This is a genomic window from Streptomyces viridochromogenes (assembly GCF_001270495.1).
In the GTDB taxonomy this organism is placed as follows: Bacteria; Actinomycetota; Actinomycetes; order Streptomycetales; family Streptomycetaceae; genus Streptomyces; species Streptomyces viridochromogenes_A.
Genome location: NZ_LGUR01000048.1, coordinates 43982 through 58894 on the forward strand (window position 1 = coordinate 43982; position 14913 = coordinate 58894).

The following is a 14913-nucleotide window of genomic DNA, read 5'->3' on the forward strand; positions in this document are numbered from 1 at the left end:
CCCGTTGAGCGGACGTAACCCCGGGGTTACCGCTGCTCAGGGTGTTGGGACGGGTCTCATGGATCCTGCCGGCGTCGCGGGCCTGATCCATGAGACACCTCCCAGCCGTACTCAGCTGGACTTGACCTTGATCTCGCCGCTGATGATCTTCTCCTTGGCCGTCTTGAGGGCGTCCTGGAGTTCGGTGTTGTCCGCGAACTTCGGGTTGGAGTTCGACAGGCTCACCTCACCCGTCTTCAGATCGCCACGAACGATACCGGTCTCGGGCTTGCCGTTCTCGACCGACTTCGCCAGGTTGTACACCGCCTTGGCGACGTCCTTCATCGCCGAGGTCAGGATGGAGTCCTTGTACTTGGCAAGGGCTTCCTGCTTGTACTGGTCGGAGTCGACGCCGATGGCCCACACCTTGTTGGCGGCGGCGGCCTCGATGACGCCCTGGCCGGAGAGACCCGCGGCCGCGTAGACGACGTCGGCCTTCTTCTCGATCTGGCCCTCGGCGGCCGACTTGCCCTTGTCCGGGCTGGCGAAGCCACCCTCCTCCGCGGTCTGCGTGAGGTACTGGGAGAGGACCTTGACCTTGGGGTTGGTGTCCTTGACGCCCTGCTCGAAGCCGGCCTGGAACTTGTGGATCAGCGGGATGTCCACGCCGCCCACGAAGCCGACCGTGTTCGTCTTGGTGCTCTTGGCGGCGGCGATGCCGGCCAGGTACGAGGCCTGCTCCTCGGAGAAGACCAGGTCGGCGACGTTCTTCGACTCGACCGTGGAGTCGTCCACGATGCCGAAGGTGGTGTCGGGGAACTTCTCCGCGGCCCCCTTCACCGCGGCGGCGTACGCGTAGCCGACGCCGATGACCGGGTTGTAGCCCTGCTTGGCCAGCGACACCAGTCGCTGCTCCTTGTCGGCGTCCGTCTCACCCTCGGTGGGCTCGACGTCCTGCGTGTCGTACTGGAACTCCTTCTTCGCCTGCTCCAGCCCCGCGTACGCGGCGTCGTTGAAGGACTGGTCGCCCTTGCCGCCGACGTCGTACGCGATGGCGAGGCCCTTGTCGCCCTTCGAGTCCGACGACGAGGCCGAAGTCGAGGTGCCGCCGCAGGCGGAGAGCGCGAGGGCCAGAGAGGCGGTCGCTGCGCCTGCGACCGTGATCCGGGAAATCCGGCGCATGTGTAGAGCTCCTGTCGTACGTGGCGGGGCGGCGTGGTGCGTGCCTGCACTTCCCCGGGGTCGCCCAGCGCCGGACGGTACTGCTTCACAGGTACTGCTTCACACGTACAGCTTCACAGCTACGGCGCTGGCTTCCGCCGCAGAGTAACGCGCGTAGACCTGCCGGGAAACCCCTTCTGTCCACCTTGTTATGCGCCCGTGGCCAACAGCACGTCAGACCTTGACCAAGGGCTTGCCGACAGCAAAGGGAGGGTGGCGGTGGGTGACGTGGCGTCGTTCGGCGACGACGACCTGCGACGGCCTGCGACGGCCTGCGACGACGAAGCGGGCGGGCATCCTCCGATGCCCGCCCGCTTCCAGGCGTACGACTTCCAGGTACGACCGCGACTACTCGGTCTTGACCTTGATGGTGCCGTCGATGATGCCTTCCTTGGCCTTCGCCACCGCGTCCGTGAGACCCGCGATCTTGGCGAACTCCGGGTTGGACTCGGACAGGCCGACGCCGTTGACCTTCAGGTCGAAGGTCTGGGTGCCGGTCAGCGGCTTGCCGTCCTCGACGGACTTGGCCAGCGCGTAGACCGCGCCGCCGACGTCCTTCAGGGCGGAGGTGAGGATGTAGCTCTTGTACGAGGCCAGCGCGGCCTGCTTGTACTGGTCGGAGTCGACGCCGATCGCCCAGACCTTGGCCTTGGCGGCGGCCTCGATGACGCCCTGGCCCGACAGACCGGCCGCCTGGTAAACGACGTCGGCGTTCTTCTCGATCTGGCCCTCGGCGGCGGCCTTGCCCTTGTCGGGGCTGGCGAATCCGCCTTCCTCGGCAGTCTGGGTCAGGTACTGCGACAGGACCTTGACCTTGGGGTTGGTGTCCAGGACACCCTGCTTGTAACCGGCCTCGAACTTGTGGATCAGCGGGATGTCCACGCCACCCACGAAGCCGACCGTGTTCGTCTTGGTGGCCTTGGCGGCGGTGACACCGGCGAGGTAGGAAGCCTGCTCCTCGGCGAAGATCAGTGAGGCGACGTTGTCACCCTCCACCGTGGAGTCGACGATCCCGAAGGTGGTCTTCGGGTACTTCGCGGACACGGCCGTAATGGCGGGGCCGTAGGCGTAGCCGATGCCGATCACCGGGTTGTAGCCCTGCTTGGCCAGGGAGGCCAGGCGCTGCTCCTTGTCGGCGTCCGTCTCGCCCTCGGTGGGCTCGATGTCGGCGGTCTTGTAGTTGAACTCCTTCTGAGCCTTCTGCAGACCGGCGTACGCGGCGTCGTTGAAGGACTGGTCGCCCTTGCCGCCGATGTCGTACGCGATGGCGAGACCCTTGGTGTCGCCGCTGCCGTCGCTGTCGCCGCCGCTGTCACTGCTGGTACCACCGCACGCCGTGGCGGCCAGCGCGATCGACGCGACCCCCACCGCGACACGGGTCAGTCCGGATATCCGACGCATCGTGAAGTCCCCATTCTCCAAGCCCCGCAGTGGGTGCTGAGTTCGGCGCACATTAACGCGCGTAGACACTCCTGGGAACGGGGTTTCGTCTTGCCGTTATCCATTCGTGCCGATGGCCGGTTACGTCCTTGTGAACCATCGGATCGAAAGGCGCGCATGGGGCGACTGCACCCGCCGCGCGCCGCGCACTCCGGTAACCACGCGCACCAGGGACGCCTTGACCGTGATGGCGCTCAGGACCGCCCGCCATGGGGTCAGACTCCCTCCGCTTCGCGAGGGCCGCAAGCGGAGGGGACGGAAGGAGGCGGGAGGAGGACGGGGAGGCGGGAGGGGCGGGGGGCGGGGGGCTAACCGGCGGTGTCGAGGAGCGCGGCCGCCGTGAAGAGTTCCACGCCCACCGTGATGGCGGACTCGTCCACGTCGAAGTCGCCCTGGTGCAGATCCCGCCCGATCCTGTCACCCGGGTGACGGACGCCGAGGCGGGCCATGGCGCCGGAGATGTGCTCCAGGTACCAGGAGAAGTCCTCGCCGCCGAGGCTCTGCTCGGTGTCCTCGACGGAGTCGGCGCCGCGGCGGGCGGTCATGGCACCGCGCAGCAGTTCGGTGGCGTCCGGGGCGTTGACGACGGGCGGGACGCCGCGGACGTAGTTGATCTCCGACTTGGCGCGGTGGAGGTTGGCGATCTCGTCGATGGCGGCGACCACGAGATCGGGCGCCTGCCGCCAGGTGTCGAGGTTCAGGCACCGCACGGTCCCGGAGAGCTCGGCGTGCTGCGGGATGACGTTGGGCGCGTGGCCGGACTCGATCCGCCCCCAGGTCACGGAGAGGCCGCTGCGGGCGTCGGCACGCCGGGCGACGATCGCGGGCACGTCGGTGACGACCCGGGCGGCGGCGGTGACCAGGTCGGTCGTCAGATGAGGGCGGGCGGTGTGCCCGCCGGGCCCGTCGAGGGCGATTTCGAGCCGGTCGCAGGCGGATGTGATCGGGCCCTGCCGCAGGCCGATCTTCCCGGCGTCCACCTTGGGGTCGCAGTGCACGGCGAGGATCCGGCCCACTCCTTCGAGCGCCCCGCACTTGATGGCGTCGAGGGCGCCGCCGGGGAGTACTTCCTCGGCGGGCTGGAAGAGCAGCCGGACGGGGCGGGGCAGCTGGCCGCGCCGGTGCAGGTCGGCGAGCACCAGTCCCGCGCCCAGCACCACGGTCGTGTGGACGTCGTGTCCGCAGGCGTGCGCCCGGTCCGGCACGGTGGAGCGGTACGGGCAGTCACTCTTCGTGTCCGGGATGGGCAGGGCGTCGATGTCGCCGCGCAGGGCGAGCACGGGCTGCTCGCCGTCCCACTCCCCGATGTCACAGATGAGCCCGGTTCCGGAGTCGAGCACGCGGGGCTGGAGGCCGGCCTTCTCCAGGCGGCCCTTGATCGCGGCGGTGGTCCGGAACTCCTGGTTGCCGAGCTCCGGGTGCATGTGCAAGTCACGCCGGAACGCGACGAGTTCGGCACGGAGCGCCTCCGGCAGGATGCCGGGAAGTGCGGCTTCCCCGGGGTGATCGGCCTCGGACTCTTGGGACATCAGTTGGTTCACCCTCTACAGGGTAGGACGCCGGGGTGGCCAACTGACCCTCGATCAACAAAAGTTCAGCCCGTTAGGGGAAGAAAATCTGGCCGCCCGACGCATGGGTGCGGGTTGAGATGGGTAAACACTTCGTTTCTCTACGCATACCACGCTCCCCGCCCCCTCGGCGGTTCTGTTCATCTGGTGGGATCGCGGCGCCGGGGGGCGAGGGCTCCGTCACGCAGCGCACACGGCCGGTGCTCGTGAGGTGAGATCGAGGCTAGCGTGCGTCCGTCCAGGCCCTCACGATATGGCAGTTGTAGCTGTCCCCGAACACGGTTGAATTACCGCCCGGAACGCCCGACCTTTTCGTTACCGTCGACCCATAGATCGTGATCGAGTAGGGATAATTCGGCGAGTCACACTGCGCCGCCGCCCGATATGTTCCGAACCCGCCCTGGCAATTTGCGGTAGCCCAGTTCGCCGTGGTGTTTTTCCTTGACGAACAGTCGCTCACAGCCGCCTGGGCCGGGCCGCTGAACACACTCAGCAGGCCCCCGGCGAGCGCCGTGACCATAAGGATTCTTGAGCCTGTCGCGTACTTTCCGATTCTGCCCAACCGAAGCCCCCGTACGGGTGAAGTGGTCGGTCCATCGCGCGTGAAGAGCCCAGGGCTCAAACCGCCCGGGAAGCTTAACCGGGTTGATCGAATCCGACCAAGTCTTTTCGAACTCAACTTCCCTGTTGCCATGGGTAGTTGCGGGTTGTTTTCCGTGCCCCCGGCGCCGGGTGAGTCAGTGGGTTTCGTGATGGCGTCTGGTGCGGAACGGTCATGGTTCGGTCACGTTCGCCGCGCGGAGCGGTCATGGGCCGCTGTGAGCCTCCTGTGTGTCCCCGCGACAGGTCCGGGGAAGGGGCACCCAGCCGCTGTGTGTGAGGGCGGGCGGCATCTGACCCGCTTCCCCGCGCCCGCTCCCGGCTCCGCCACACGCGTGAGGGCCGGGAGCGGGGGCGGCGGCCCCTCCGGCCGCACTAGGGTGCGCCCCGTGACCGCCGAGAACCCCCAGAGCCACGCGATCGCCGAGTACGCCGAGTACACCGACTTCCTCCAGGCCACCCGTGCCTCGTACGACGCGATAGCCACCACCTACACCGACCGCTTCTCCGACTGGCCGGCCGACAGCCACCCCCTGGACCGCTCCCTGTTGGCCACCTTCGCCGAGCTGGCCCACGCCCACGCGCCGGCCCCCGTCGCGGACCTCGGCAGCGGCCCCGGCTCCATCAGCGCCCACCTCCACCGCCTCGGCCTACCGGTCTTCGGCGTCGACATCTCGCCCCGGATGGTGGCCCTGGCCCGCCGCGCGCACCCCGAACTCCGGTTCCACGTGGGTTCGATGACGTCGCTGGACCTCCCCGACGAGACCCTGGGCGGGATCGTCGCCCTCTACTCGATCATCCACATCCCGACCGAACACCTCGCCGCCACCTTCGCCGAGTTCCGCCGCGTCCTGGTCCCCGGCGGCCACGTACTCCTCGGGTTCCAGTCCGCCGGGCCCGACGGCGACGAGGAACACCTCCACCTCGCGGAGCGCTTCGGGCACGAGATCTCCCTCGACTACCACTGGCGCACCCCGGACACGGTCGCCGCACACCTGGCCGAGGCCGACCTCCAGCTCCAGGCCCGCGTCCTGCGCGAACCGTCCGGCGAGGAGACGCGCCCTCGCGCGTACATCCTGGCGGGCAAGCCCCCGGGTTGATCTGGCCGAGTGATCACACGGCCGTAACCGCCGACAGCCGGTGCACATCCCGAGCCGTCCCCGTCACCCCTGACAAGAACCCCTGGGCCCGCGGCGAGGCGTTCTCCGTCAGCCACGCCGGGTCGATGTCGCATACCGCGACCCGGACCTCCGTACCGGTCAGCGCCAGCGGCAGCGTATGCACGACGGTCGACGGGAAGCTCAGGATCGTGCGGCCGATCGGTCCGCGCCGAGCGATCAGCTCCAGCGGCAGATCCGGACGTACGACCTCCAGGCCCGTCTCCACCGCCAGCCGGTGCAGCTTCTCCGTGCTCTCCCTGCGGTGGGCGAAGTAGCGTGTGGCGCCGTGCGTCTTGGCCAGGGAGCGGACGGCCTCCAGGTAGCGGTCGCCGTCCACGACCCCCGTCTCGACCAGCGACGTGCCCACCATGTCCGCGCCCTTGGTGATACGGGGCGGGCCGAAGCGGTCGCGGGTCCAGGCGAAGGTGTTGGCGGTGACCGTCACACCCTGCGGCGTCTCCTCCATCGGCATGGACGAGAAGATCTCGACCGTCCGCCGCTCACTCGGCGTGAGGCGCTTGCGGGCCGCCGACGACACCGGCGCGAAGACCAGGTCGCGGGGGCCGGGGCGGCCGCCCTTGCGGTGCCAGCGCACCAGGCGCTCGCCGCGGGCCAGTTGGGCGACGAACTCCATGGTCGCCGTGCCGTCGTCGACGACGACGATGTCGCGGGCCCGGGTGATGGTCAACAACAACTGCACATACCGGGAGAAGGGGTCGCCGAGGACCACGCGGTCGGCGCGGCGGAGCAGGCCCGTGAGGCCGCCGATCGTCTGGAAGGGCGCGGCCGGACCGCCCCGCGCCTCCTCCCAGCGGACCTCGTGGCCGTCGTTCCGCGCCAGCTCGGCCATCCGCCGCAGCTGGCCGCGGGTCATGGGGTCGATCGGGGACAGGACGACGAGGGTGAGCGCCCCCAGGGCGTGCTCGCGGGCGTGCGCCCACTCCAACACGTTCAGGAGCTGTACCGGGCTCTCGACGAAGGCGAGAGTGCTGGGGCCGGTGTTCCCGGCGCGGTGGCTCATCGGCGTACGACCGTCCCGTCGTAAGGCGCTCATGCGGCGCTCGTATTCAGCTCGTGTTCCGGCTGGGCCGTATCCGCGAAGTCCCGTCGTCCGCCCGAAGGGCGGGTCCCGCGGCGTCTGGAGAGTGCGTGCCAGGCGTCGGGGGCAGGCGGGACTTTGCGGACACGGCCCGGGACTGCCACGAGCCCGAAGGGCGCCGAGCCCGAGCGCTCCTGTTCGGGGCACTCGGGATCGGCGCACTCGGACTCGGTGCCTTCAGGCTCAGACCTGGACCGGCTCGCCCGCCGCGGCGGCGATCTCCGCCTCGGCGACCACACCGGCGACACGGCGCAGCTTCTTCATCGGGCCGAGCTCGGAGTCGTAGACCTTCTTGACGCCGTCACCGAGGGAGGCCTCGATGGTGCGGATGTCGCGGACCAGGCGGGTGAGGCCCTGCGGCTCGACCGAGGCGGCCTGGTCGGAGCCCCACATCGCGCGGTCCAGGGTGATGTGGCGCTCGACGAAGACGGCGCCGAGGGCGACCGCGGCCAGCGTCGTCTGCAGGCCCGTCTCGTGGCCGGAGTAGCCGATCGGGACGTTCGGGAACTCCTTCTCCAGCGTGTTGATCGCGCGGAGGTTGAGCTCCTCGGCCTTGGCCGGGTAGGTGGAGGTGGCGTGGCACATGACGATGTTGTCCGAGCCGAGGACCTCGACCGCGTGGCGGATCTGCTTCGGGGTCGACATGCCGGTGGAGAGGATGACCGCGCGGCCCGTGGAGCGCAGGGCGCGCAGCAGCTCGTCGTCGGTGAGGGAGGCCGAGGCGACCTTGTGGGCGGGGACGTCGAACTTCTCCAGGAAGGCGACGGCCTCGGTGTCCCACGGGGAGGCGAACCAGTCGATGTTCTTGGTCTTGCAGTACTCGTCGATCTGGCGGTACTCGTCCTCACCGAACTCCACGCGGTGGCGGTAGTCGATGTAGGTCATCCGGCCCCAGGGGGTGTCGCGCTCGATGTCCCACTGGTCGCGCGGGGTGCAGATCTCCGGGGTGCGCTTCTGGAACTTCACGGCGTCACAGCCGGCCTCGGCGGCCACGTCGATGAGCTTGAAGGCGTTCTCCAGCTCACCGTTGTGGTTGATGCCGATCTCGCCGCAGATGTAGACGGGCTTGCCCGGGCCGACTTCGCGCGAACCGAAGGAGCGGAGGCGGGAGTTGGTGCTCATGGCAGAGATGTCCTTACTTGGTGAGGGAGTCGAGAGAGGGGCCGAGGATCCAGCTGGCGATCTCTCGGATTGCGCCGTCGCCACCGGGGAGGGTGGTGACCGCGCGTGCGGCGCCGCGCACGACGTCGTGGGCGCTGCCGACCGCCACGGGCCAGCCCACGAGGGCGAAGCACGGGAGGTCGTTGACGTCGTTGCCGACGTAGAGCACGCGCTCAGGCGCGATGCCCTGCTCCTCGCACCACTGCTTCAGCGCGAGGTCCTTCCGGTCGATGCCGTGCAGCACGGGAATCTGCAGCTTCCGTGCGCGGGCGGCGACGACCGGGTTCTGCTCCGTGGACAGGATCAGCATCTTCAGCCCGCTCTTGCGCAGGGCCGCGATGCCGAGGCCGTCTCCGCGGTGCACGGAGACGAACTCCTTTCCATCGGCATCGATCAGCACCCGGTCGTCGGTCTGGGTGCCGTCGAAGTCCAGTACGACCGCGTCGATCTCGTCGGCGGTCGGGAGGGCGCCGGGCCGGTCCGCGTCGAACAGCGGAGCCAGCGCGCGGGCGCGGGCCAGGTCGTGGGGATCGTCGATCTCCAGGACCCGGGCGGGGTCGGTGCGCACGAGTTCGGTGCGGCCGAAGAAGCGGTGCTTGTGCTCGCGGAAGCCGCCGGCGTCCATCGCGTAGGCGGCGCCGGTCTCCAGGAAGTCCTGGGGGCGGTCCTGGCGGCGCGGGCGGAAGGACTTGTCGTGGTTGACGCCGTAGCCGCCGCCCGATGTGGTGGTGCGGGTGGCGACGGTGTCGGTGCCGCCCTCGGCCGCCCGGCGCTCGGCGCGGACGGCCGCGGCGGGCTCGTCGTCGCCGTGGCGCCACACGAAGCCGTGGAAGGGCGCGACGGTCAGGGACGTGTCGGCGCCGTTGGCGACGATCGCCTTGACCACGCCGTCGATGTCCTCGCGGACGATGAACGGGCTGGTGCACTGCACGAGCAGGACCACGTCCACCGGGGAGCCGTGCAGCGCCTCGTGCGCGTCCATGGCGTGCAGTACGGCCGCCTCGGAGGTGGCGGTGTCGCCGGCGATGGCGGCGGGGCGCAGCACGACCTCGGCGCCGGCCTGGCGGGCGGCGGCCGCGATGCCCTGGTCGTCGGTGGAGACGACGACGTCCGTGACGAGTCTCGAAGCCCGGCACTCACGTACGGCGCGCGCCACCAGCGGCACGCCGCCGACGGGCATGAGGTTCTTCGCGGGCACGCCCTTGGAGCCGCCGCGCGCGGGGATCACGGCGAGCACGCGCGGCACCGAAGTGCCTTGACCTGCTTCCGGGTGGGACATGGGTTCTGCTCCTTGACGTGAGGTCTGGCGGCTCACAGCTCGCCCATCCGCCGGATGACCGGCGCCACTCGCTGCACGCCGTGCCGGTAGGCACCGCGCGCCGCCCGGCGCACTATCTGGCGGACCGGGCCGGGCTCCTTGTCGTGGGCGGGGGCGCCGGGCAGCGGGCTGCCGTCGGGGCCGAGGTGGTGGCGGGCGAGGATGCCGGGCAGATAGCCGGGCGCGGTGGCCGGCGTGTAGTACGGCGTGAGGGCGGGCAGTCCGCCGGGCCGCTCCAGCAGCTTGGCGATGCGCTCGCGGGCCGCGTCGAAGGCGGTGGCGTAGGAGCCGTCGGCGCAGACGCCCTGCCGGGACACCCACTCCTCGTCGGGCGTCGGGCGGTGTCCGTCGTCCAGCTGGTCCCAGGAGGCGAGGCAGCCCGAGCCGATGAAGTGGTGGTTGCCGAGCGTCTCGCGCACGCCGAGGTCGGTGAGGACGACGGTGGGGACACGGCGGTGCAGCGACTCCAGCGCCGCCGTGGAGCTGATCGTGACCAGCAGGTCGGTGCGGTCGAGAACCTCGCCCATGTTCCCGTACACCAGACGGAAGTTGGCCGGCGGTTCGAGCCCCTGCACCAGCTTCTGGTACGGCAACTCCTCGATGTGCGTGGTGTGTTCGCCCGGCTTGGAGCGCAGCTTGAGCAGCACCTCGCGCTCGGGGTGCTTGCGGGCGTGCTGGATCAGCCGGTTCAGCAGGTACGTACGGTCCTTGCGGCTGTCCGGCACCGAGGGCTGGGCGGCGAAGACGACCGTGTACGGGTCGCGCTCACCGGCGTAGGGCTCCCCGCCGAGGAACGGCAGCGCCACCTCGGTCACCGCCGAGGCGTCGGCGCCGACCCCCTCGTACACCGCGCGGAACCGCTCGGCGTCCTGGCGGGAGTTGGCGAGGACGAGGTCCGCGCCGTGCCGCAGCAGCAGGCCGTCGGCGAGCTTCTCGTAGACGACGCCGACATAGCCGGTGACGACCACGGGCCGCTGCGACTGTCCCTCCCAGACCCGCTTGAGGCCGTGCAGTACGGCCTGTACGCCCCCGCCGACGAGGGCGAGGACCAGGACGTCGTACGACTCCTGCCCCATGGCACGCAGGAACTCGACGGCGGTCACCTCGCGGAGGGAGTCGGCGTGGACGCCGACCTCCTGGAGCTGGCGAGGGGTGGGGGTGGCCCGGCCGCGCAGGAGATAGCCGTCCAGGCGGATACCCGCCTCGCCCCCGCTCTCCGGGGCGATGCGGTTCGCGGTGAGCGCACCCCACTTCCACCGGGTGTCGGAATCCGCGAGTACGGCGACTCTCAGGCTGTTCGTAGCACTTGCTGGCACGTCGAAGACGCTAGGAAGCGATTCCGAGGTTCCGCCCAACCTGAATGCAACAAACGGTTAACAGCACACCGACGAACGGCGAATCAGGCTCGGATCGCCCCGAGAAAGGCCCTGGTTCACAGATCTGCCACGCGTCGTTCACCTGGTATCAAGCAGACGGTCAAGACGAATGCCGGGCCTGCCCCTAACGTCACCTACGTGGTCAAGCTCTCCGTCATCGTGCCGTTCTACAACGTGCAGCAATATGCGCCCGACACCCTGAAGAGTCTGCGTGCGAACGCCCGCGACGACTTCGAATTCATTCTCGTCGACGACTGCTCGCGCGACGAGACGCCGGACATTCTCGCGCGCGCGGAGCGCGAGCTTCCAGGCGCGGTGTATGTCAGACACGAGCAGAACGGAGGACTGGCGACCGCCCGCAACACCGGGATCGACAAGGCGCGCGGCGAGTACCTCACGTTCCTGGACGGCGACGACTGGCTCGCCCCCGGCTACTACGCGCAACTCGTCTCCGCCATGGAGGAGTTGGGCTGTGACTTCGTACGCACCGACCACGTCCAGTGCACCGCCCGGGCCCGGTCCGTGCACCGTGTCCCGGTCGGTCGCCGGGGCGTGGTGATGAACCCCCGGGACGCGATCCTGCCCGCCGACCGCTCCACCTCCGTGGACTACGCCTTCGCCTGGGCGGGCGCCTATCACCGCCGGCTGGTCGACCGGGGCGTGCTGCACTTCACCGACGGGCTGCGCACGGCCGAGGACCGGCCGTGGATCTGGAAGCTCCACCGGGAAGCGGATTCCTTCGCCGCGGTGGGGCTCCTGGGTGTGTTCTACCGGCGAGGAGTCACCTCGTCGCTCACCCAGATCGGTGACGTGCGACAGCTCGACTTCATTCGCGCGTTCGACCAGGTCGTCCAGGAAACGGCACAGGACCGGAATGCGGACGAACTCCTGCCCAAGGCCGTTCGCACCTACTGCGCAATCATTTCCCATCATCTGGGATCCATCGAAAGGTTCGAGCCCCCGGTGGCGAGAAAACTGAAGTCCATGAGCGCCGCCGCACTGCGCCGGCTGCCGCAGGACGTACTGGACGACGCCCTCGACTCCATGGATGTCCAGCGCGCGTCGAGGCTGCGCCGACTGCGCCGCCGGCCCGCTGCCGCGGGAGCCGCCGCGTGACCACGCAGATCTTCCAGGCGTCCACGCTGTACGGCACCGCCACGCTCGCCGCCGCCCTCGACTCAGGCTGTTTCCGCCCGGCCGACCGGCGCATCCTGCTCGTCTGCAACAACGCGACGACACCGGAGACGACGCCCGGCCTGGACGAGATGCCGGGCTTCGAGCAGTTGCGCGAACGCTTCGACGACGTCGTGTCGTGGAACGAGACGTTCTTCCCCTTCCACCCGGGCGGCTGGGCCCCGCGGCAGGACGACGTCCCGCTGTGGGAACGCTATCTGCGGATGTCCTGGGACCTCGGCGACGACGACGTCGAGGTCGCCGTCGAGTCGATCCAGGTCAACCCCGCGCTCGGCCTCGCGCAGATGTTCACCGGCGCGCCCGTCACGGTCTACGCGGACGGCCTGATGAGCTACGGCCCCACCCGCAACAAGATCGACCCGCTGGTCGGCACCCGCATCGACCGGCTGCTCCACCTCGACCTGGTGCCGGGTCTGAAGCCGCTCCTGCTCACCGAGTTCGGCGTCGAGCCGGAGCTCGTCCCGACCGCGGCCTTCACCAAGGTGCTCGCCGAACTCGTCGCGACCGGGGACGAGTTGCCCGCGATCGACGAACCCGCGCTGCTGCTCGGTCAGTACCTCTCCGCGCTCGGCATCCTCACGGCGGAGCAGGAGGAGGACCTGCACGTCCGGATGCTGAAGGGCGCCTTCGCGCTCGGCCACACCCGGGTGGTGTTCAAGCCGCACCCCACCGCCCCGGCCCGTTTCACCCGCACCCTGGAGCGGGAGGCCGAGAAGCTCGGCGCGGAGCTCACGGTCCTGGACACCCCGGTCCTCGCCGAGGTGCTGTACCAGCGGATGCGCCCCGCCCTGGTGGTCGGCTGCTTCTCGACGGCCCTGCTCACCGCGGCCGAGCTGTTCCGGCTGCCGGTCGCCCAGGTCGGTACGGACATCCTGCTGGACCGGCTGGCCCCGTACGAGAACAGCAACCGCGTACCCGTCACCATCGTCCACGCGCTGCTGCCCGAGCTGACGGACCGTGCCGCGGTCACCGACCAGCGCCGGGGCATGGACACGGACGCCCTCGCCGCCCTCCTGCGGGCCGTCGGCTTCGCCATGCAGGCCAAGGTCCTGCCGAACCTGCGGCGGGAGGCGGAGGAGTATCTGGCGCGGCATCTGAATCCGCACACCCTGCGGTATTTCAAGCGCAGGCGGCTGACCTCGCTGGGACTGCCCGGCGGGGTGCCGACCCAGCTGGCGTTCATCCCGCGCAACGCGACGGTCCGCCGGGTCGCGCGCAAGGCGCGCAGTCTGCGCCGGGCCGTAAAGCGCTGAGCGCACCTTTCCCAGGGTGTGGGGCCGTTTCCGATCCCCAGGGCGTGGGGCCGCTTCCGAACGGAGCGGCCCCGCGCCCTTTCACGTCTTCTCCCCTTCACGTCACCTTCCCAGGATTTCTCGGCAAGCGACAGGAAGATGAATTCCCGCCGACGGCTGACCGAAGTCTGTCCGCATCCGGCGAAGCACCTTGTTAATTCGGACTAATGTGCTGTGGCCCGACTGAGTTCCACTGAGGGGAATCCTGTGATCGACGCGTCCGAGGGCACCCGAGCGGCCTCCACGGACACCGCGGTGCGCACGGTCCTGCCGTCCACCGTCTCCGCTCAGCCCGCCGATCAGCCCCCCAAGCGGGACAAGCCCCGCGAGACCCGGCTGCGCGCGCTGGACGGACTGCGCCTGGTGGCCGCGCTGATGGTCGCGGCGTACCACTACGGCGGCCGTGACGGCGAGGTCTCCCAGGCCTGGGGCAGCTCGCCGAGCCTCCAGTTCCCCACGCTGCACGAGCTGTTCGCGTACGGCTGCCTGGGTGTGCAGGTGTTCTTCGTGATCAGCGGGTTCGTCATATGCATGAGCGGCTGGGGTCGCTCGCTGCGCTCGTTCTTCGCCTCCCGCGCCGCCCGGCTGCTGCCCGCGTACTGGGCGGCGATCATTCTCGTGACGGCGGTGTTCGCGCTGCCCGTGGTCGCCTACAAGGCCGTGTCGCCGAGCGACGCGCTGGTGAACCTGACGATGCTCCAGCAGCCGCTGGGCGTCGACCGGGTGCTGGGCGTGTGCTGGACCCTGTGGGCGGAGATCCGCTTCTACGCCCTGTTCGCGCTGTGCATCGTGCTGCCCGGGGCGACTCGCCGGCGGGTGATCATGTTCTGCGCCTTCTGGACGCTGGGGGCGGCCATCGCGCAGGCCGCGCAGGAGCCGCTCCTCGACCTGGTGCTGATGCCCGAGTACGCGCCGTACTTCATCGGCGGCGTCGGCCTGTACCTCGTGCACCGCGATCGCCGGGACGCGTACGCCTGGGGCATCGTGGTCGTGAGCTGGCTGATCGGTCAGCACTACGCGGTCGACCGCCTGTGGCACGCGCCGGAGGTGCAGGCGTTCTCCTACCGCAGCTCCTTCGGCATCATCCTGGTCGTCACCCTGGGCTTCCTGGCCGTCACCGCGATCGCGCTGGGCTGGCTGAGCTGGGCGAACTGGCGCTGGCTGACGGTCGCGGGCGCCCTGACGTACCCGTTCTACCTCGTCCACGAGCATCTGGGCTGGGTTGTCATCGAGGTCCTGCACCGGGACCTCGGCATCCCCTCGTACGCCACCGTCCTGCTCACGGTCGCCTCGATGCTGCTGCTCGCCCGGCTGCTCAACCGGGGTGTGGAGGACTGGGCCACGCCGCTGCTGCGTCGCGAGCTGGCCAGGATTCCCAGGAAGAATTAAGAAACCGGTAAGGCCCCTGGTCAGCGGGGAAATACGCGGACGCCCTCCCGCGCCGCGTCTCCTGCACGTCATCTCCCGTTCAGCTGTCGCCCCTGGGATACGGAGCGCACAGCGCG

At 69.6% G+C, this 14913-nt stretch carries 11 protein-coding genes; 4 read left to right on the forward strand and 7 right to left on the reverse strand.

Going from position 1 to position 14913, the window contains the following annotated elements; all coding sequences use genetic code 11:
* Positions 1 to 111: 111 nt before the first annotated feature.
* The 3 genes from ADK36_RS07540 to ADK36_RS07550 form a co-directional block, all read right to left on the reverse strand.
* Positions 112 to 1161, reverse strand: a complete 1050-nt coding sequence (locus ADK36_RS07540; RefSeq protein WP_048587083.1) for a BMP family lipoprotein — start codon at positions 1159 to 1161, stop codon at positions 112 to 114.
* A gap of 387 nt (positions 1162 to 1548) precedes the next feature.
* Positions 1549 to 2601 (reverse strand): BMP family lipoprotein, encoded by a 1053-nt coding sequence (locus ADK36_RS07545; RefSeq protein ID WP_048587084.1) that lies wholly within the window; start codon positions 2599 to 2601, stop codon positions 1549 to 1551.
* Positions 2602 to 2948: 347 nt separating this feature from the next.
* Positions 2949 to 4169 (reverse strand): M20 family metallopeptidase, encoded by a 1221-nt coding sequence (locus ADK36_RS07550; RefSeq protein WP_053196805.1) that lies wholly within the window; start codon positions 4167 to 4169, stop codon positions 2949 to 2951.
* 1028 nt (positions 4170 to 5197) lie between these two features.
* Between ADK36_RS07550 and ADK36_RS07555 the strand changes: the two genes are divergently transcribed.
* A complete protein-coding gene (locus ADK36_RS07555) occupies positions 5198 to 5908 on the forward strand; it encodes a class I SAM-dependent methyltransferase (RefSeq protein WP_234329705.1) in 711 nt (236 codons plus the stop codon).
* 13 nt (positions 5909 to 5921) lie between these two features.
* Here ADK36_RS07555 and ADK36_RS07560 read toward each other — a convergent pair whose 3' ends face one another.
* The 4 genes from ADK36_RS07560 to ADK36_RS07575 form a co-directional block, all read right to left on the reverse strand.
* Positions 5922 to 6989, reverse strand: coding sequence for a hypothetical protein (locus ADK36_RS07560; protein WP_048586944.1), 1068 nt, complete (start codon positions 6987 to 6989; stop codon positions 5922 to 5924).
* A gap of 261 nt (positions 6990 to 7250) precedes the next feature.
* Positions 7251 to 8189 carry an N-acetylneuraminate synthase family protein gene (locus tag ADK36_RS07565; RefSeq protein WP_048586943.1) on the reverse strand — a complete coding sequence of 313 codons (939 nt, stop codon included), beginning with the start codon at positions 8187 to 8189 and terminating at the stop codon, positions 7251 to 7253.
* Between the two features lie 13 nt (positions 8190 to 8202).
* Positions 8203 to 9507 carry an N-acylneuraminate cytidylyltransferase gene (locus ADK36_RS07570; RefSeq protein WP_048586942.1) on the reverse strand — a complete coding sequence of 435 codons (1305 nt, stop codon included), beginning with the start codon at positions 9505 to 9507 and terminating at the stop codon, positions 8203 to 8205.
* Between the two features lie 32 nt (positions 9508 to 9539).
* Positions 9540 to 10862, reverse strand: coding sequence for a DUF6716 putative glycosyltransferase (locus ADK36_RS07575; RefSeq protein ID WP_048586941.1), 1323 nt, complete (start codon positions 10860 to 10862; stop codon positions 9540 to 9542).
* A 198-nt stretch (positions 10863 to 11060) separates the two neighbouring features.
* Here ADK36_RS07575 and ADK36_RS07580 point away from each other — a divergent pair, with 198 nt between their 5' ends.
* From ADK36_RS07580 to ADK36_RS07590, 3 genes are all read left to right on the forward strand, one after another.
* Entirely contained in the window at positions 11061 to 12038 is a 978-nt protein-coding gene (locus ADK36_RS07580; RefSeq protein WP_048586940.1) for a glycosyltransferase family 2 protein, read from the forward strand.
* Positions 12035 to 13369, forward strand: coding sequence for a polysialyltransferase family glycosyltransferase (locus ADK36_RS07585; protein ID WP_048586939.1), 1335 nt, complete (start codon positions 12035 to 12037; stop codon positions 13367 to 13369). Before ADK36_RS07580 ends, ADK36_RS07585 begins: the two co-directional genes overlap by 4 nt.
* 306 nt (positions 13370 to 13675) lie before the next feature.
* Positions 13676 to 14797 carry an acyltransferase family protein gene (locus ADK36_RS07590; protein ID WP_048586948.1) on the forward strand — a complete coding sequence of 374 codons (1122 nt, stop codon included), beginning with the start codon at positions 13676 to 13678 and terminating at the stop codon, positions 14795 to 14797.
* Positions 14798 to 14913 lie beyond the last annotated feature (116 nt).

Excerpts from the sequence above, each read along its gene's own strand:
- ADK36_RS07540 (WP_048587083.1), bottom strand. The coding sequence starts at position 1,161 with ATGCGCCGGATTTCCCGGATCACGGTCGCAGGCGCAGCGACCGCCTCT.
- ADK36_RS07545 (WP_048587084.1), bottom strand. The coding sequence starts at position 2,601 with ATGCGTCGGATATCCGGACTGACCCGTGTCGCGGTGGGGGTCGCGTCG.
- ADK36_RS07550 (WP_053196805.1), bottom strand. The coding sequence starts at position 4,169 with ATGTCCCAAGAGTCCGAGGCCGATCACCCCGGGGAAGCCGCACTTCCC.
- ADK36_RS07560 (WP_048586944.1), bottom strand. The coding sequence starts at position 6,989 with ATGAGCCACCGCGCCGGGAACACCGGCCCCAGCACTCTCGCCTTCGTC.
- ADK36_RS07565 (WP_048586943.1), bottom strand. The coding sequence starts at position 8,189 with ATGAGCACCAACTCCCGCCTCCGCTCCTTCGGTTCGCGCGAAGTCGGC.
- ADK36_RS07570 (WP_048586942.1), bottom strand. The coding sequence starts at position 9,507 with ATGTCCCACCCGGAAGCAGGTCAAGGCACTTCGGTGCCGCGCGTGCTC.